Source organism: Hymenobacter jejuensis (assembly GCF_006337165.1).
Taxonomy (GTDB): Bacteria; Bacteroidota; Bacteroidia; order Cytophagales; family Hymenobacteraceae; genus Hymenobacter; species Hymenobacter jejuensis.
On record NZ_CP040896.1, the window covers coordinates 4,414,121 to 4,432,305 of the forward strand.

At 56.2% G+C, this 18,185-nt stretch carries 16 protein-coding genes; 8 read left to right on the forward strand and 8 right to left on the reverse strand.

Going from position 1 to position 18,185, the window contains the following annotated elements:
• The first annotated feature begins 206 nt into the window (after positions 1-206).
• The 3 genes from gatB to FHG12_RS18155 all read left to right on the forward strand — a co-directional run bounded on the left by gatB (position 207) and on the right by FHG12_RS18155 (position 4,256).
• On the forward strand, positions 207-1,664 hold the full coding sequence (gatB, locus tag FHG12_RS18145) for an Asp-tRNA(Asn)/Glu-tRNA(Gln) amidotransferase subunit GatB (protein ID WP_139517083.1): 1,458 nt from the start codon (positions 207-209) through the stop codon (positions 1,662-1,664).
• 74 nt (positions 1,665-1,738) lie between these two features.
• Entirely contained in the window at positions 1,739-2,905 is a 1,167-nt protein-coding gene (locus tag FHG12_RS18150) for a TlpA disulfide reductase family protein (protein WP_139517085.1), read from the forward strand.
• 199 nt (positions 2,906-3,104) lie between these two features.
• Positions 3,105-4,256, forward strand: a complete 1,152-nt coding sequence (locus tag FHG12_RS18155) for a TlpA disulfide reductase family protein (protein ID WP_165699447.1) — start codon at positions 3,105-3,107, stop codon at positions 4,254-4,256.
• Between the two features lie 240 nt (positions 4,257-4,496).
• Here FHG12_RS18155 and FHG12_RS18160 read toward each other — a convergent pair whose 3' ends face one another.
• On the reverse strand, positions 4,497-4,835 hold the full coding sequence (locus FHG12_RS18160) for a hypothetical protein (RefSeq protein WP_139517088.1): 339 nt from the start codon (positions 4,833-4,835) through the stop codon (positions 4,497-4,499).
• On the opposite strand from FHG12_RS18160, the gene FHG12_RS18165 reads away from it, so the two are divergent.
• The gene (locus FHG12_RS18165) at positions 4,834-5,196 is read left to right on the forward strand and encodes a hypothetical protein (RefSeq protein WP_139517090.1); all 363 of its coding nucleotides are present in this window, start codon (positions 4,834-4,836) and stop codon (positions 5,194-5,196) included. The two genes, FHG12_RS18160 and FHG12_RS18165, sit on opposite strands and share 2 nt — an antisense overlap.
• A gap of 62 nt (positions 5,197-5,258) precedes the next feature.
• Here FHG12_RS18165 and FHG12_RS18170 read toward each other — a convergent pair whose 3' ends face one another.
• From FHG12_RS18170 to FHG12_RS18180, 3 genes are all read right to left on the reverse strand, one after another.
• Positions 5,259-5,777, reverse strand: a complete 519-nt coding sequence (locus FHG12_RS18170) for an acyl-CoA thioesterase (protein WP_139517910.1) — start codon at positions 5,775-5,777, stop codon at positions 5,259-5,261.
• A gap of 79 nt (positions 5,778-5,856) precedes the next feature.
• Positions 5,857-6,534, reverse strand: a complete 678-nt coding sequence (locus tag FHG12_RS18175; protein WP_139517092.1) for a hypothetical protein — start codon at positions 6,532-6,534, stop codon at positions 5,857-5,859.
• Between the two features lie 71 nt (positions 6,535-6,605).
• On the reverse strand, positions 6,606-7,259 hold the full coding sequence (locus tag FHG12_RS18180; protein ID WP_139517093.1) for a protein-L-isoaspartate(D-aspartate) O-methyltransferase: 654 nt from the start codon (positions 7,257-7,259) through the stop codon (positions 6,606-6,608).
• A 156-nt stretch (positions 7,260-7,415) separates the two neighbouring features.
• Here FHG12_RS18180 and FHG12_RS18185 point away from each other — a divergent pair, with 156 nt between their 5' ends.
• Positions 7,416-8,834 (forward strand): sugar transferase, encoded by a 1,419-nt coding sequence (locus FHG12_RS18185; RefSeq protein ID WP_230471189.1) that lies wholly within the window; start codon positions 7,416-7,418, stop codon positions 8,832-8,834.
• A gap of 103 nt (positions 8,835-8,937) precedes the next feature.
• Positions 8,938-9,528, forward strand: a complete 591-nt coding sequence (locus tag FHG12_RS18190; protein ID WP_139517095.1) for a riboflavin synthase — start codon at positions 8,938-8,940, stop codon at positions 9,526-9,528.
• Positions 9,529-9,691: 163 nt separating this feature from the next.
• Here the strand turns inward: FHG12_RS18190 and FHG12_RS18195 are convergent, their stop codons facing one another.
• Together FHG12_RS18195 and hemF are read right to left on the reverse strand one after the other, a co-directional pair.
• Positions 9,692-10,270, reverse strand: coding sequence for a phosphatase PAP2 family protein (locus FHG12_RS18195; protein ID WP_139517097.1), 579 nt, complete (start codon positions 10,268-10,270; stop codon positions 9,692-9,694).
• Positions 10,254-11,231, reverse strand: coding sequence for an oxygen-dependent coproporphyrinogen oxidase (hemF, locus tag FHG12_RS18200; protein ID WP_139517099.1), 978 nt, complete (start codon positions 11,229-11,231; stop codon positions 10,254-10,256). The genes FHG12_RS18195 and hemF overlap by 17 nt, the downstream gene beginning before the upstream one ends.
• A gap of 216 nt (positions 11,232-11,447) precedes the next feature.
• Here hemF and FHG12_RS18205 point away from each other — a divergent pair, with 216 nt between their 5' ends.
• Positions 11,448-13,574, forward strand: a complete 2,127-nt coding sequence (locus FHG12_RS18205; RefSeq protein WP_139517101.1) for an alpha-ketoacid dehydrogenase subunit alpha/beta — start codon at positions 11,448-11,450, stop codon at positions 13,572-13,574.
• Positions 13,575-13,658: 84 nt separating this feature from the next.
• Here the strand turns inward: FHG12_RS18205 and tamL are convergent, their stop codons facing one another.
• Positions 13,659-16,157, reverse strand: coding sequence for a translocation and assembly module lipoprotein TamL (gene tamL, locus FHG12_RS18210; protein WP_165699448.1), 2,499 nt, complete (start codon positions 16,155-16,157; stop codon positions 13,659-13,661).
• A 14-nt stretch (positions 16,158-16,171) separates the two neighbouring features.
• Between tamL and FHG12_RS18215 the strand changes: the two genes are divergently transcribed.
• Positions 16,172-16,915: a TrmH family RNA methyltransferase gene (locus FHG12_RS18215; protein ID WP_139517105.1), complete on the forward strand. Its 744-nt coding sequence runs from the start codon at positions 16,172-16,174 to the stop codon at positions 16,913-16,915.
• Between the two features lie 100 nt (positions 16,916-17,015).
• Here FHG12_RS18215 and FHG12_RS18220 read toward each other — a convergent pair whose 3' ends face one another.
• Positions 17,016-18,158, reverse strand: coding sequence for an outer membrane beta-barrel protein (locus tag FHG12_RS18220; RefSeq protein WP_139517107.1), 1,143 nt, complete (start codon positions 18,156-18,158; stop codon positions 17,016-17,018).
• Positions 18,159-18,185 lie beyond the last annotated feature (27 nt).

An 18,185-nucleotide genomic window follows, 5' to 3' on the forward strand; every position in this document is an offset into this window, starting at 1 on the left:
TGCCTAATGAAAATGCTGCCGATAAAGAAGTATTTATAGGGAGCAACTTGTTTCTTACGTGGGTGAATGCTCGGAAAATTAGACGGAGAGGCCGTGGATGTGTTGTTTACACTTCCCTTTACCTTCGCTTTTCAATAACTGGCCTTAGCCTGAATAAACTAGTGAAATCTGCCGCTACAAGCAGAAATCTGTGATTCAAGATACTCATGGACGAAACCATCAAAGCCAAATACCAGCCTGTTATCGGTTTGGAAGTGCACGCGCAGCTGCTTACGCGCAGCAAAATGTACTCGTCGGACGAGAACGAATACGGTGCGTTGCCAAATAACAACTTGTCCGTCATTACGTTAGGCCACCCTGGTACGCTGCCGCGGGTGAACCGGACGGCGGTGGAGTACGCCATGAAAATGGGCCTCGCTACCAATTGCCAGATTCGGCGCGACAACCTGTTTGCGCGCAAAAACTATTTCTACCCCGATCTGCCCAAAGGCTACCAGATTACGCAGGACAAAACGCCAATCTGTACCGCGGGGCACGTCGAAATTCGCCTCACCGATGGTTCGACGCGCCAAATCGGCGTAACGCGCATTCACATGGAAGAGGACGCCGGCAAGTCGATGCACTTGGCAGGTGAAGTAGAGACGCTCGTGGACTTGAACCGCGCCGGCGTGCCGCTGATTGAAATTGTATCGGAGCCGGACATTCGCAACTCAGATGAGGCCTATGCTTACCTGAGCGAGATCAAGAAGCTGGTGGTGTACCTGGGCATCTGCGACGGCAACATGGAAGAAGGCTCGCTGCGCTGCGACGCCAACGTGTCGGTGATGCTGAAAGGCGCCGATAAGTTCGGGATGAAGGTGGAGGTCAAGAACATGAACTCCTTCCGCAACGTGCAGCGCGCCATCGAGTACGAAATCGAGCGCCAGATCGCGATTCTGGAAGCTGGCGGCACCGTGGACAGCGAAACCCGCGGTTTCGACGCAACTACGGGTACCACCAGTGGCCAACGTTCGAAGGAAACAATGAACGATTACCGCTACTTTCCGGAGCCCGATTTGCCGCCGTTGGTCATCGACGACGAGTGGCTGCACCGTGTGCAGGCCGAGTTGCCGGCGTTGCCGCAGCAGCTCTATACGCGCTTTACCGGCGAGCTGGGCCTGTCGGACTATGACGCTACGGTACTTACTGACCAGAAGGAAGTTGCGCTGTTTTTTGATGAGCTTTCGCGTCTCACGCCCAACGCCAAAGCTGCCGCCAACTGGGTGCAAGGCCCCGTGAAATCGTTCTTGAACGAGCGCGCCCTGACGATGGAAGATTTCCCGCTGCACCCCCAGCACATCGCAGACATTATCCAGCTTATCGACGAAAACAAGGTGGGCCATTCGGTCGCCTCCAAGCAGCTGTACCCGTACCTGCTCGAACACCCAGAAATGACGGCTGCGCAAGTAGCTGAAAGTCAAGGATTTGTGCAGAAGTCGGATGCAGGTGAACTGGAAGGCATGATTCAGCAGGTGCTGGATGCCAACCCGGTGAAAGTAGCGGAATACCGCGCCGGCAAAAAATCGTTGACCGGCATGTTTATGGGCGAACTGATGAAGCTTACCGGCGGCAAAGCCGATCCGAAGCTGGCCAATCAGTTGCTGCGTCAGAAGCTGGAAGCTTAAGATGCGCTTGCTGCGTTAGTTTAGAAAAACCACCGGCTCTTGTGTCGGTGGTTTTTCATTTTTGCCGTTGTTCAATGTATAAAATATCAATGCGCTTCTTCGTCTTTGTTCCGTTGCTCTGGCTGGCCGCAGCTTGTCATTCGGGTACCACTTCTCCGGCCGTCCAAGGAAGTGCGAAAGCCGATGCCGGTGGTTATTCCTTGGACGGGGCGATAACGCATGCGCTCCCCGGCGCGAAAGTGTATCTGCTTGATTATTGGAACGGTACCAACACCAAGATCGACTCGGCCGTGCTTGATGCTGGCGGCCACTTTACGCTGCACGGTCGGGTGCCGGAGCCCGTGGTATACCTGCTGGGCAGCGGGGAGTTGCAAGGCACTATTCAGGTGCCGCTCGACAATAGCAGCCACTTGCGCCTTGTAGCCGACGCCGAACACTTCTACAATACGGCCCACCTGAGCGGCTCGCCGGAAGCAGAAATTGCGCAGCAATACCGCAATTGGTACGCCCAGTACGACAACTTGCGCAATGCCAACCTGCAACGCTATCTGGCCTCGTCCGCCGATACGGCAGCGGCCGAAGCGGCTTCGGCTAAGAAAACGCAAGCCATTTACGACCAAATTCCGCGCGACACCAAGCAGCTGATTCGTGCGCACGCCGATTCGTACGTAGCCCCATATCTGGTGCTGACAAACTTTTCGCAGGAAAAGGATTTTGCCTTCGCTGATTCGATGACGCGCCATTTTGAGCAGCAGCGCCCGACTTCGCGCTACACCCAAAAGCTCGTTCGGCAGTTGCAGCAGCAACGCGCCACTGCCGTCGGGCACCTGGCTCCGGAGATTAATCTGCCCACGCCAGCGGGGCCACGTTTGGCTCTTTCGGAGTTGCGCGGCCACTATGTGCTGGTTGATTTCTGGGCATCGTGGTGCGGGCCGTGCCGGGAGGCAAATCCGGAAGTGCTGCGGCTTTATCACAAGTACCACGCGCGTGGTTTTGACGTATACGGTGTGTCGCTCGACGATTCGCCGCAGGCCTGGGCCAAGGCCATTGCCGCCGACAAACTGCCTTGGCACCACGTTTCCGACCTAAAAGGCTTTGGAAGCGAAGCCTGCCAGACCTATTCCGTGCAAGCCATTCCCTTCGCCGTGCTCCTCGATCAGCAAGGTAGAATTGTAGCCAAAAATCTGACTACCAAAGAATTAGGGGATAGGCTGGCGGCGCTGTTGCCGGCTGATGAATAGGATGTTTCGCTCCTTTGTCGGGAACCTATGGCTGGATTTCGGGTTTTGAGTAGAAATTCCCAACCGCGTACGAAACGGTAAGTATGTCCGTTACTTCGCCATTCCCACTCAAATTTGGCAACTTGCAGCTCCAATTCCTGTTCTTTGCCTAACGGTTTGCAGGCCCGTAGCCTGTCCGTCACCCGAGATGAAATATAACATGAAGAGTTTTTTGCTGATTGGAGCCGTACTCGGTATGGCCAATGCTTGCAACAAAGCAACAACTCCCACCACCAGTATTACCGGTTCCGATAGTGCTGGTTATCAGATAAATGGTCAGTTGACCAACGCGCCGGCTGGCAGCAAAGTGTATCTTTCTGAGTTGGGTACCACCCAGTTTATTGCCCGCGATACGGCCACCCTCGACGACAAAGGCCACTTCAGCTTCAAGGGCACCGCACCCGAAGCCGGCCTCTACCAAGTCAAGCTAACTGATGCCAACCAAGTGCTGGTGGCGCTCGACAACAAAAGCAGCCTGGAACTCAGCGGCGACGCTACTTCGCTGGGCACCAACTACACGGTGAAGGGTTCTAAAGATTCGGAACTGTTGCAACAGCTGAGCCGCACCATGCAACAGTCGAAAGGTGAGATGCAGAAGCTGGAGCAGCGCTACACGCAAGCCGCGTCGTCGAACCGGCCTGACTCGATGAAAGTCATTGAAAAGCAGTTCTTTGCCGCCCAGGCCCGCAACGCGGCCGCTGTGAAACAACTGGTAAGACAGAATCCAAATTCGGTGGTGTCGGCGTTTGCCGTGGGCAACCTGCTGAACCCCGACGAGCAGTTCGTCTTTGCCGATTCGATGGCTACGCAATTCAAAAAAACGCTGCCAGACTCGCGCTATACTAAAGAGCTAACCGCCCGCCTCGATCCGTTGCGCAGCACGGCACTGGGCGTGGTAGCACCCGAAATCAAACTGGCCGCCCCGGACGGTAAAGAGGTGGCCCTGAGTAGCTTACGCGGCAAGTACGTGCTTATCGACTTCTGGGCATCCTGGTGCGGACCCTGCCGGCAGGAAAACCCCAACGTAGTAAAGGCCTACAACAAATTCAAAGGCAAAGGCTTCGAGATCTACAGCGTTTCCTTCGACCAAGACCGGGCTAAGTGGCTGAAAGCCATCGAGAAAGACGGCCTGACCTGGACGCACGTCTCGGACCTCAAAGGCTGGGAAAGCGCTGCCGGCCAGACCTACAGCGTAAAATCCATCCCGCAATCGGTGCTGCTCGATCCACAGGGCCGCATCATCGCCAAGAACCTGCGTGGTGAAGCCTTGGATGATAAGCTAGCCTCGCTGCTGGGCGGTAAACCACTGTAAGTTTGTAACCATGTTAACCAATGAATTAAAAAAAAGGCCTGCTGGGAAGCAGGGCTTTTTTGTGGATACGAGGTGAGGTCAAGAGCTAGTTCCCCTCCTTTTTTCAAGGAGGGGTTAGGGGTGGTTCAATCGTTGAATAAGCAAGAAGGATTAAATTCTAGCTTTAGCTTTACCACCCCTAACCCCTCCTTGAAAAAAGGAGGGGAACTAGATTTAGGTACTACGTTGTAGATCAAGTAGTTAGCTCATAAACATGCGTTGCATAGCGCGCCAGAGCAGTTTTTTGCGGCTGTTGTCTTCCTCAATCAATTCAATTTCGGCGGCGGGTAGATAGCCCGCATCGCCAGCCAGAATTACGGGTTCGTAAAGCTGTGTCTTGTTGATGGCTACGTCGAGTAGGTTTTTGCCGAAGCCAATGATCTGAGTAGCAGCCAAATGCTGACGAAGGGTTTTTAGCTCCACGGGCAAATGCGACTCTACGTTGATCAGCACTGCATCTTCCACAATCATACGGATGGCTTTCAGCATGTTGTTCAGAAAGACGTTTTTGGGCAGACGCCGGAATCGCTCGGGGTCCATGCGCACCAAGATGACGAGGCCGGCGGGGTTGCTGCCCAAGGTCGTGAAGGGGGTTTCGGATAACGGGGGAGCGGTGCGTTTCGGCGGCGAATCGGGTGGTGCAACCGGCGGTTGTGAAGGAGAGACGGGCGCAACGGCCGCCGCCGGCGCTGCCGGTAACTTTAAGTCTGACAACGACGGCAGCTTCGGTGGTGCCGGAGTAGCTGCAACGGGCGCAGCAGCCGGCCTGGCTGGTGGCAAAGGAACAACCGGCGCTGGCGTCTCCGCAATGGGAGGCGCTGTAGCCGGCGCTGCCGACACGGCCGCTGGTGTGGAAGTAGCGCCTGGCTCCGGCACCACGTACAGCGTCACGTTGGTGTAAAAGTTCTCGAAAAAAGCCAGCGAATCCTGTTCCACAGCGGGGTTGATTAGCGGTTGCGGGATTTATTCCAATTCAAAGAGGGCGCGTAGTTCGGTGGCGTCGGTGGGCTTCATGCGGCCGGCCAGTACCAGGCGCAGTTGCCGGCGACGCAGCGCATCGTCGTAAAGCCGAATCTCGTCTTCTGTTTCCGGCACGGCTTCGGGCACGTCGATGGGACGGCCGGTTTGGTCGACGGCCACAAAGGTGAAAAAGGCCTCGTTGGATTTTACTTTCGTGCCCGAAGGAATGTCTTCGGCCCACACGTCGATGTGCACTTCCATGCTGGAGCTGAAGGCGCGCGTTACCTGAGCTTGCAGCGTCACAACGTTGCCCAGCCGGATGCTGTCGCGAAACGATACGTTGTCTACGGAAGCCGTGACTACGATGCGATTGGAGTGTTTTTGGGCCGAAATAGCGGCCGCAATGTCCATCAGGTGCATCATCCGGCCGCCCATCAGGTTGTTGAGCGTGTTGGTATCGTTGGGGAGCACCAGCTCGGTCATTATCACGAACGAGTCTTTAACGGGCTTCTGTTTGCGCATCATCGGGGAAAAGTTCTGCTAAAAAGAGAGCGCAAAGATAGGACAGTGGCAAGTGGGCTTTTCCAGGAAGCGAAACTAGCTATTGAGATTTGTTACGCTGGTTGTTTCGATGGAAAGAATCCACATAGTCAGGTAGATCCTTCAAGGGCTTCAAATTGCTTTTATCCTTCTCATCGACCAAATCCTGAAAGTCATAATGCCGAACTTTCATCACACAATCATATTCGCCCAATACGTTGTCCATAGCTATCAATCCATAGAAAGCAACCGTGTCAGGATTGTGATTTTTTAAGCCTTTGCTGTAGATGATTAAATCCAGCGAATCACCTTCTGCAATTGGGTAGAAATACATATCGGAAGGAGTAAATCGGAGGGAGCGGTATTGCAAAGTGAAGTCATCGTCCGACCGTTGGCGGAAGGCCGTTACAGTCCAACCAGGGATGAAAGGTGCCGTTTGTACAATTTCCTTTACCACTGGAAACTTTTCTTTATCGCCTTCCGCTGAAATCACCAGATCGCGGACACCTTGAGATTCATTTGAAACCTCCACAGCAAGGCCGTCATCGATTTTGAGCAGTTGTTCGAGAAGCTGATTAAGCTTTTCATCTTTTTCGTTTCGAGTAGCCTCATTAAGATGCTCAAATTCTGCCCTATTTTCTACAAACCATAGCCAAAAGGCTTCCGTCTTATTAGAAGATATAGAGGAGGAGCAGGCAGTTAGCAGTAATAAGATGCATGAAGTAAAGATATTTTTCATAAGTTATTGATTAATAACCATTTGTAGTTTTGAGCGTGGCTGCTATTCAGGTATAACCATAGCTAAAAACGTCACTTCTGCCAACCCGCCCGGCCCAGCAACGGCACGAAGCGGAATTCCTCGAATTCTTCGCTCGAAAACTCATCCTCACTTTCGCGCACCACGCGCATCATGCGCTGGCTGCGCTCGTTGCCCACCGGAATGACCAGCGCGCCGCCTACCCGTAGCTGGCTCAGCAGCACCCGCGGAATTGTTGGTGAGCCGGCCGTAACCAAGATCTTATCGAAGGGAGCGTGGGCGGGCAGCCCCACCGAGCCGTCGCCGCAGAAAAGGTGAGCGTGCAGGTGCATGCTGGCTAGTCGGCGGCGCGTGCGCTCAAACAACACGGTGTTAAACTCGATGCTGAATACGTGGGGCGTAAGATGCAGCAACACAGCGCATTGGTAGCCCGAACCCGTCCCGATTTCCAGTACCCGGTCGTGGGGGCGCAGGTGCAGCAGCTCCGTTTGGTAGGCCACCGTGTACGGCTGCGAGATGGTCTGGCCCTCGCCAATCGGGAAGGCTTTGTCCTGGTATGCGTGTTCCTGAAATGCCGGCTCAAAAAACAGGTGGCGGGGCACACTAGCCACGGCAGCTAGTACGCGCTCGTCGCGAATGCCCTTGCGGCGCAGCTCCTCTACAAGAGCGCGGCGCTGGCCACGGTGTCGGTAACTGTCGGCGTGCATGAGTAAGTCAGGGAGGCGAGCTGATTAGGTTCCGTTTATTGCTCTACCTTTGCGGGCGTGCTGCGGCACCGAAAAGAGGCTTTTAGCAGCGTTTCCGCTGCGAAACTACCATTTCGAACGAACATAACCCACCCGACCGGCTTCTCCCTCACACCCTTGATTCGCACCGTTCAAAAGCTGAAGCTGATAGCTGCCGATTTTGGGGCCGCCTTGCTGGCGTGGGTATGTTTCTTTTTGCTGCGTAAATACCTGTTGCGCGAAATCAACGAAGGCTACCACTTCACGGGCGGGGCCTTGTTTTACCTGTCGGGGTCGGCTATCATGATCGCCGGATTCTGGACGGCCCTCTACGCCTTAATTGGCGAGTACCAAGATGTGTTTCGCAAATCGCGGCTGGGCGAAATTATTCGGTTGGCCCGGGTTTCGGTGCTAGGAGCACTAGTGATCTTCTTCTCGTTACTGCTTGACGATCAAGGAATTAGTAATTATAAGCTGTATTATAAAACCATTACGGCGTATTTTCTGCTGCACTTCTTGATCACGGCCGTGCTGCGGACGTGGGCCGTAACAAGCGTGCAGCGCCTGGTGCGGGGCGGCGTAATTTCGTTTAATACGCTATTGGTAGGGTCGAATGCCCTGGCCCGCGACACGTTCTATGAGTTAAAACGCACCAGCAAACATTTGGGTTTGAAGCTGATCGGGTTTACGCCCGTGGGGGATTCCATGGACTCCGATCTGGCGGCCGAACTGCCTGCGCACGGGTCGTACAAAGACTTACCCATTCAAATCCGGGACCTCTACGTTGAGCAGGTAGTCATCGCCATTGAGCCTTCGGAACACCGCCTGATTCAGGAAATCCTGACACTGCTGGAAGATACCCCGGCTCGCGTGAGCATTCTGCCCGACCTGTACCAGATGCTGCTCGGGTCGGTAAAAGTGAACCACCTGTTCGGGACGCCGCTCATCGAAATCAAGCACGACTTGCTGCCCGTGTGGCAGGCCGTCACCAAGCGCATCCTCGATGTGGTGTTGTCGGCCTTGTTTATGCTGCTGGCCTGGCCCGTGTACGTGTTCACGGCCGTTATGGTAAAGCTGTCGTCGCCGGGGCCCGTGTTCTACAGCCAGGAGCGCATCGGCAAGCACGGCGAGCCTTTTCTCATCTACAAATTCCGCTCGATGGTGGTGGACGCCGAGCAACTCGGCCCAGCCCTTTCTTCAGACAACGACCCGCGCATTACGCCCTGGGGCCGCTTTATGCGCCGCGTGCGCTTGGATGAGTTGCCACAGTTCTGGAACGTGCTCAAGGGCGACATGAGCTTGGTAGGCCCGCGCCCCGAACGGCAGTTTTTCATCGATCAAATTGTGGAAGTGGCGCCCCACTACCGGCACCTGCGCCGCGTGCGGCCGGGGCTCACCAGCCTCGGGCAAGTGAAATATGGCTATGCCGAAACGGTGAGTCAAATGGTCGAGCGCCTCAAATTCGACATTCTCTACATCGAAAATATGAGCCTGGCCATGGACTTCCGGGTGCTCCTGTACACTCTGAAAATTATCATTGAAGGCCGCGGGAAATAAGCGCGCGGCTTTCTGCCAAAACTGTTGCCGCCGTACGCTGTTTTATCCGCTGAATCCGGCTGGCGCATTGCCGATCGGTCATTGCTAATCCTGTTTTTGTAACGTGTTCACTGGAATCATAGAAGCCCTCGGCACCATCACCGATGTGCAAGCCGAAGGCACCAACCGTCATTTTACCGTGCAGTCGCCCTTCGCCAGCGAATTGCAGATTGATCAGAGTGTGGCTCACGACGGCGTGTGTCTTACTGTGGTTGCCGTTGATAATCAGGCGGGTACACACGTCGTGACGGCCATCGACGAAACCCTGCAAAAGACTAACCTGGGGCAATGGAAGCCCGGCCGGCGCGTTAATCTGGAGCGGTGCCTGGCCGCCAACGGCCGCTTCGACGGCCACATCGTGCAAGGCCACGTCGACCTGACGGCTGTCTGCGAAAGCGTGGAAGATCAGAACGGTAGCTGGCTATACCGTTTCCGACACGAGCCCGGCCCCGGCCGCGTAACGGTAGAAAAAGGCTCGATCTGCATCAACGGCACAAGCTTGACCTGCTTCAACAGCGCCGACGACGGTTTTTCGGTGGCCATCATCCCGTACACCTACGAGCACACCACATTTCAGGACCTACGCCCCGGTACGCTCGTCAACCTCGAGTTTGACATTGTGGGCAAGTACGTCGCGAAACTGCTGGGAAAGTAATATAAGCACTTGATAATAAGTAAGTTGTAGTTAAATGCTTCAGTCTGAGCCGAAGGTATCAGGCAAGAAAGCGTGAAACGAGCTGATTTGCTTCCGATTTAGCACAACAAAGGCCTCTTGCAAACGCAGGAGGTCTTTTTGTAAATATCTGTTAATCAAGCGTTTATATTGGGCCAGACGACCACCAGCGCAAACTGCCTCGCTTGTAAAGCGTAGCACAACCCCACGCCATGAGCGAACCCAGCAGGGCACCGGCTGCCACGTCGCTGGGGTAATGGGCGCCGAGGTACATGCGGCTATACGACACGAGTAGGGCCCAGATCAGCGTGAGCCATTTGACCACTTGAAACCGTTTGGGCAGCACAATCCACAGGAACACGGTGAGGGCGAATGCGTTAGCCGCGTGCGAGGAAAGAAAGCCAAACTGCCCGCCGCAGCCGTTTACCAGATTCAGCGTCGCCGACAGCTCCGGATCGTGGCAAGGGCGCAGACGGGCGAAATACGGTTTGAAAATCCGGCTGGAAACGGCATCGGCCAAGGCCACACTCAGTCCCAGCAACGGCAATAAAAGCAACGCCTGCCGCCGAAATAGGTAGCTCAGGGCGATAAGCATGACAAAATACGCTGGAAACCAGACGGTACGTTCAGAAAAGAACACCATCAGGCTGTCCAGTTTGGCAACGTGATGATTGTTGATGGCCAGTAACAGCCAGTTGTCCAGGGATTTAAGCTGTTCGATCAAGGAGTGGAGCGGGGGTGGCGAGCCAATCCACGTCTTTGCGCAGCCAAGCTTGCGTGGCAGCTTCGGGCGAGCCGGGTTCGGGTTGGCGGTTGTAGTACCATTCGGCCTGGGGCGGCAGGCTCATGAGAATGCTTTCGGTGCGCCCCCCGGTTTCGAGGCCGAAGCGCGTGCCCCGGTCAATGGCCAGGTTAAATTCGGCGTAGCGGCCGCGGCGGATCAGCTGCCACTGCTTTTGCGCTTCCGTGAAAGGTAAATCGCGGTTTTCGCTCAAAATTTCAGTGTACGCCGGGCCAAATACATCCCCCACGTCCTGCACGAAGGCAAAAAGCTCGTCGCGGTCGCCGTCTTTGCCTACGGTCAGCCGGTCGAAGAAAATGCCGCCGATGCCGCGGGTTTCCTGCCGATGCGGCAGGTAGAAATATTCGTCGGCCCAAGCTTTGAAGCGCGAATAATAGGTAGAGTTGTGGCGCTCGCACACTGCAAAAATACGCTCGTGGAACCGGCGTGCCTGCCGCTCGTCGACGTAAATAGGCGTCAGGTCGAGGCCGCCGCCAAACCACGCTTGGCCGTCGCCGGCTTCGAAGTAGCGCACGTTCATGTGGGCAATGGGCTGGCGCGGACTGCGCGGGTGCTGCACTACCGAAACGCCCGTGGCAAAAAAGCGCGGGTCGGGCATCAGCAGAGTTTTAGCCGCCGCTGCGCTCATCTCGCCCCAGACGGCTGAAAACGCCACGCCGCCTTTTTCCAGAATGTTGCCGTTCTGAATGACGCGGGTGCGGCCACCACCGCCGGCATGGTGCTCCCAAGCATCGGTTTGGAAGGTGGCGCCCCCGTCGGTTTCTTCCAGCTGCGCGCACAAACGGAGCTGAAAATCGCGCATCCAGTGTTCTACAGATTCGCGGAAGGAGGAAGGGGCAGTTGGTACCAACAGAGGAGCAGAGGTAGTGAAGGGAGCGTCCATGAGAAGTTATGATTTGGTGGGGCGAAGTAAGAACCTCACTGCCAGATCAAAACTGATATAAATCAGGGACGCGGCTGATAAATAATGGGCAAAGATACTGTTTTCCCTGCTACGTATTTGTGCCAAACCAAGGTTGCTTGGACGGACCTAAGGCCTTCAGATTCGTTGCATCTGCTGGCAATGCCGTAATTTCGCTGTTTAAGATTTCCACCCCGCATGCCCAACTCAACCACCCCCGGCGTTGAAGCCGAGTTTGCTGCTCACCCCGTAGCCGACAGCCCACACGCGCCCGACCGCGCCACGCTGCTTCGGGCCTACCGCCTCATGCGCACCTCCGACGAGCTGGCGCGCCTTTACGAAGTGAATAAAGCCGTGACGGCCAAGTACGTACACGCCACCGCCCGCGGTCACGAAGCCATTCAGCTGGCTACTGCCTTTCATTTGCGCCCCACGGATTACGTAACGCCTTATTACCGCGACGACGCCATGCTGCTCGGCCTCGGCTTGGCGCCTTATGAACTGATGCTGCAACTGATGGCTAAGCGCGACGACCCGTTTAGCGGCGGCCGCACATACTACAGCCACCCTTCACTGCGTCGCGAGGGCTTTCCCGTGATTCCGCACCAGAGCTCGGCCACCGGGATGCAAGCCATTCCGGCCACCGGCATGGCCCACGGGCTGCATTATCTGGAAGGACAAGGCCTTTTGCAAACAGCTGACCAGCAACCGGTTGTGGTGTGCTCCATCGGCGACGGCGCCATGACGGAAGGAGAAGTTTCGGAAGCCCTGCAAATGGCCGTGCTGCATCAGTTGCCCATTATTTATCTGGTGCAGGACAACGACTGGGGCATCTCGGCTACTAGCCGTGAAATGCGCGCGATGGACGCCTACGAGTTTGCTGCTGGCTTCAAAGGCCTGGAGCGACTTCGGGTAGATGGCGCCGATTTTGGGGCCTCGTACGCCGGTATGGCCGATGCGTTCGACTACGTGCGCCGCACGCGTCGGCCGGTGTTGGTGCACGCCAAATGTCCGTTGTTGGGCCACCATACCAGCGGGGTACGCCGCGAATGGTACCGCGGCGATAACCTGGCCCAACACACCACCAACGATCCGTTGCCGCGCTTTCACCGCCAGCTCCTCGACCAAGGTGTGGCTTCCGAAGAAGAATTGCAACAGATTGGTGATGAAGCTATTAGCCTAGTTAAAAGCGATTACGAGCGTGCGCTGGCGGCTCCTGATCCCGAGCCCTCCACCTTCGCCGACCATGAGTTTGCTTCGCCTTTCGTGACCGAAGAAGCGGGTGAGCGAGCCCCGGCTGGGGCCCTAAAAACCACGCTGGTAGACGCGGCCCTGCACGCCGTTGATGACATTCTGCGCGAATTTCCGGAGGCGTTGTTCTACGGACAGGACGTAGGTGGCGAGCTGGGCGGCGTGTTTCGCGAGGCGGCGTTGCTGGCTAAAAAATACGGCGACGCGCGCGTGTTCAACACGCCTATTCAGGAAGCCTACATCGTGGGCAGCACGGCCGGCATGTCGGCGGTGGGCGCGAAGGCCATCGTAGAAATTCAGTTTGCCGATTATATCTGGCCCAGCCTCAATCAGTTAGTCGAGGAGCTGTCGAAATCGTGCTACCTGACCAACGGCAAATTTCCGGTGCAGTCGCTGATTCGGGTGCCGATTGGCGCTTACGGCGGCGGCGGCCCGTACCATTCGGGCTCGATTGAAAGCACGTTGCTAACCATTCGCGGCATTAAAGTGGTGTACCCCAGCAACGCCGCCGACATGAAAGGCTTAATGCGCGCCGCCTTCCTCGATCCGAACCCCGTGGTGATGCTGGAGCACAAGGGCCTGTACTGGAGCAAAGTGCCCGGCACCGAAGATGCCAAAACCATTGAGCCGGCTGCTGGCTACGTCATTCCGTTGGGCAAAGCAGCCATCGCACAACAGCCTGACCCCGAGAAGCTTGCCCAAGGCGAAACCTGCGTGGTAATTACCTATGGCATGGGCGTACATTGGGCGAAAGCCGCCAGCCGCCAGGTTCCGGGGCAAGTCGAAATTATCGACCTGCGCACACTTAACCCCCTCGATTTTGAGGCCGTGGAGGCGGCTGTCCGCCGACATGGTAAAGTACTGGTTTTGACCGAAGAACCTGTCCTGAACTCCTTTGCCGAGTCGCTGGCCGGGCGCATTCAGCGCACTTGTTTTCAGCAGCTGGACGCACCGGTGTTCACGCTGGGAGCTGCCAATCTGCCCGCTATTGCCCTAAACGTCGAGCTGGAACGGCAAATGCTCCCCAACGCCGAAAAAGTGGCCACAGCCGTAAGAGAGCTATTGGAGTACTAGTTTGCAACTGCTTGATTGATAAAGCGATACAAAAAATACCGCCTGAAGCTCAGGCGGTATTTTTTGTATCAAGCCTGTTTCAACTCAAAACGGATAGCCAATGCCGAGGTTGAATGCCGTTTGGTTGTTGCCGAAGTTGAAGTTGGAAATCAGCCATTTGTTGCGACCCAATGCCGTCGGGTCGTAGACTTTGGTGGCAATGTCGAGGCGCAGAATAAGGAAGGTGAAGTCGAAGCGCAGCCCAAGGCCCGAGCCAACGGCTATTTCGCGGTAAAAGCGATTGAGTTGAAAATCAGCCCCTTCGCGATTGTCTTTGTGCAGAGCCCACACGTTGCCAAAGTCCGTAAACAGCGCCCCGTTGATGAAGCTGTACAGCGGAAAGCGGTATTCGACGCTGCCTTCCAACAGCACCTCGCCGGGCTGCTCGATGTCAAAGTTCTGGACTTCCGGGCTGGTGGGATCTTTCGGGTCGGATAGCTTGGTGGAGGTATACGAGCCGGGACCCAAACGCCTTGGTTTCCAAGCACGTACGCTAGAGCTGCCACCCGCAAAAAAGTACTTATCGTAGGGCACGATATAGGCCGAGGCGCCTTCGGTCGGCAGCCCGTTGCGGTCGGTGGGGGCACTTTTGCTCAGCGCACTGACAATGCCGCCGTTGAGCCGGTACACAACATAGGTCTTGCCCGAGAGCTTGTAATAGCGTCTGTAATCGGCGTTGAACTTGGCGAAGTTGTACACGCTCAAACGGGTTTTGTCCCGCAGGAAATTCTCGTAGAGCCCTTTGGTCAACCCGCCGACCTCGGCAAACATGCGCAGGTAATACGCATCCCGCGTCTCGTTGAAATCGTTGGAATTATACAGCGAAGTGGCGTTAAAGCTGGGCACGAACTGGCGGCTGAAGCTCTGCCGCAACGGTGACCCCAGGGTCGCCAGCGAATCGAGCACATTTTGAAATACCGGATCGATGCGCACGGTATTCACGATGCTCAAATCAAGGGGGGTGAGCACGTATTGATGATACGGGGAACGCTGCCAGATGTAATCGTACGTGCCTTCAAGATTCGTGCGCGTGTACTCGGGCCGAATCACGTAAGTGTACGACGTGTTGATGCGCGTCTGGGGGTTGAAGCGCGTCAGGTAGCGGTTGGCGCGCCACGGCACCAGAAACTGGGGCAGCAGCAAGTTGGCGTTGGCACCTACCTGCGTGGTATACACCGAGTTATCGGTGATGCCTTGCACGGCACCGATGCGGCTATATTGTCCTTCGAAGCCGAGCCGAAGGCCCAATTCAAGGCGCTCAGCCCCGCCAAATACGTTGCGGATTTTCAGGCGCACGTTGCCAAAAGGACCGGGCAGCTGCGCGACGTAGGTGCCACCGAATTCGGTGGTTTCCTGGTATTTCTTTGCTGGTGAGGCATTTACGATTGCGTCGAGTAGGCCGGAGGTAGAATCGAGGGCTGCAGCATCGCGCACTCGGCGGTAATTGACGGTATTGAACCGGAACACATCCAGCTGGCCAAGCTGCCGCTGGGTTTGCAGGGTGTTGGCCAAGCTGTAGGTTTCGCCGGGACGTACGGCCAGCTTCTGGTCGAGAACTTTGGTGCTGAACTTGTGCTTGAAAGCCAGATAATACACCGAGTCGCGCACCACCGAATCGCGGACCTGGCCAAAGCGAACCACGCCTGCATCGGTCAGGAAATTCACCTTGCGGATGGTGTACACGCGGTGCAAGCGGCCCTGACCCGGCGGATTGGCAATCAGGGTGCGCAGGCGCACCGTGGTCGGTGCGAAGCTGGTATCGGCTTCGAGCGTGATGTACTGCTGACGAAAGTCGAAATAGCCCGCGTTTTTGAGCAGCGTTTCGATGCGGGAGCGCTCCTGGTCAATGACTTCTTCGTCGTATTGGTTGCCGACGTGCAGCAGCGAGCTCGGCTGGCTGGCCAACACTCGACGCGCGACGGCCGTGTCGGGGATTTCGTAATCGAGCTGCGAATAATGAAAGGGTACGTTTTCGGCAACGCGGTACGTGACCGTTACGCGCCGGTCTTCTACAGTGTCGGTCGAAGTGACGGCGCTGCGGAAGAAGCCCTTGGATTTCAGGAACGTCGCGATTTCTTCCGTGGTGCGTTGGGTCAGCAGCGAGTCGTAGATGACCGGCGCTTCGCCCAAACGCATAATAGTATTGCCTTTTTCGAGGGCCAGCTGGTGGCGCTGGGTGTGGCGCTCGCGCTTGCTGACCAGCTTGCCTACCTTCACCGAATCGGGGCGGGCCGCCTGGATGCGCTCGTTCCATTTGGTGCGCTCGGCATCCAGCTGCTGCTGGATCTTTTCGGGATGATAAAAGCTGTAGCCCAACTGGTAGATTGCTAGCTTTGGCAGCGGAAACCGCGAGTTGGGTTTTTGCTGGTACAGCGTCAGGATGCGTTCGGCATCGGCCTGCTTCACGCCTTCCAGCTTGATGCGGGTGAGCAGGTTCTGCTTGGGCGCCAGCAGCTTCGTGGGCGAGCAGCCCATTACCAGTGCCAGCCCCAACAGCCAGACCGCCAATATCCTAGTCTTCGAAGTGGCCCGCTTGAAGGGCATAGTTAGCAGCGAATATGGTTTCAAAAGCAGTAGCGAAATACGTGCACGCGCTGCACCTGAAGAAGTTTAGGCTCCGGCACGGCGCTTTCCTGGTGGAAGGCGGCAAAAGCGTGCAAGAGCTGCTAAGTTCTGGACTTCTGACCGAACGGTTGTTCCTGACAGCGGAGTTTGCTGCAAAAATTCCGTCCGTGCCGGCTTCCATTCCCCTTGAGGTCGTGTCAGAAGAAGAACTTACGCGCCTGGGCACGCTTTCGACCAACAATACGGCATTGGCCATCGCAAGGCTGCCCGAAGAGCCTCCTTTGCGGCCCACCACCCACGGCCTGCTGCTGGCTCTTGACCAAGTGCGCGACCCCGGCAACCTCGGCACGCTCATTCGGCTGGCCGATTGGTACGGCCTGCAAGGCGTGGTGTGCTCCGATACCTGCGCCGATCCGTGGGCGCCCAAAACGGTGGCCGCGACCATGGGCTCCTTTACGCGCGTCCCGATCTGGCAGCGCGAATTGCCCGATTGGCTGGCATCGCTTCCAAAAGATGTGGCGGTATACGGTGCTGATTTAGAAGGAGATAACGTGCACAAGTTAAATCTCAGTCCGAACGGAGTGCTCATCATGGGCAGCGAGTCGCACGGCATGCGTCCGGAGGTAGAAGCGCACCTCACGCGCCGCCTGCACATCCCCGGCGTGGGCGGGGCCGAGAGCCTGAACGTGGCCGTGTCGGCAGCCATTTTGCTGGATAATTTCTACCGCCATCTGTAAGTAATTGATACATAATAGGTTATGAAAAAGGCCCGCTGAAGCGATTCAGCGGGCCTTTCTGTGCAACGAAGTACTACTCCGTTCTGTGAGTTGAGACGACTTACAAGAACGTGATGCCAAAGCTAAGCGTCTGAGCCTGAGGGCCGCGGTTGTCTTTGAACAGCTCGTTGAGGTTATACTTCACAAAGAAGTCGAGGCCGCGGACGCCGATCATGCCTTGCAGACCGTACTGAAAGTCTTCGAGGTTGTAGTTGCCCCGAACCTTATCTTTTTTGGTATCGCCGTCCTCCTGGTATTTCAGCTTGGTGTGGCTGCTCAGGCGGTAACCGGCAAAGCCACCAGCAGCAATCCGGAAGGCATCATGGCCTTTCTGATCGCGGAAATAGAGCTGCGCCATCAGAGGCAGGTTGATCGTGGTGGTGGCCAGCTTGCTCTTTTCGAGGTTGCGGTTGGCGGGCGTGGTCACGGTCGTGATCTCGGTGCGAGTATCGGTCAAAACAATCTGGCGGTTGTTGTCGAACATGTAGTTGTTAAAGGCCAGCTCGGGGCCGGAAACCAGGTACAGCGGGCTGCCTTTGGCTCCCAACCGCAACGATTGGCGCCACTGAAAGCTGATGTAGCGCGAGCCCAGAGGGCGCAAGTCGTAGGTTTGTTCCTGGCCCAGAGCATCGAGCTGCGGCTTGCGGTTGACCAAGGCATTGAGGCCCAGATCCATCGTGAAGGTGCTGTGGTAGGCGCGGTTGAAGCGTTCTTCCGACTTCACCTTGCGCAGCGAATCTTTGTTTTCTGTGCTTTCGGTGCGACCGATGTGGATGTTCACGTTGTCATCGTTGTCGTTGTCGTCGATGACCATGCCGAAGCTCGGGCCGAGTCGCACTTCAACGTGGTCGCCCGATTTCTGGCGGTTGCGAACCGTCACGCGGATTTGTTCGGGTACAGCTTTGCCGGGGTTGTCTTTGGCCGGGTAAAATTCCATCGTAACCTGCTCATCCTTGGAGTTTTTGCTGGCGACTTCGGCTTGCGTAATGTACTTGTCGAGCATCACCATCAGCGAGTCGAGCTTGTAAGCGCGCATTTGTCGGAGTTGGGCTTTGTCCTTGACAAACAGCGTCAGGGTCGCCTGGTTGGGCATTTTTACGACGATCGTGTCGAATTTGGCAGGGCGGTTGTTGGCGTGCACGAGGGCAGGAACAGCCAGGGCTGATAGCAGCAGGATGGCCAGCAGCGAGAAGAGACGTTTCATAACGAAGGAAGAAAAAGGAGCGTGCAA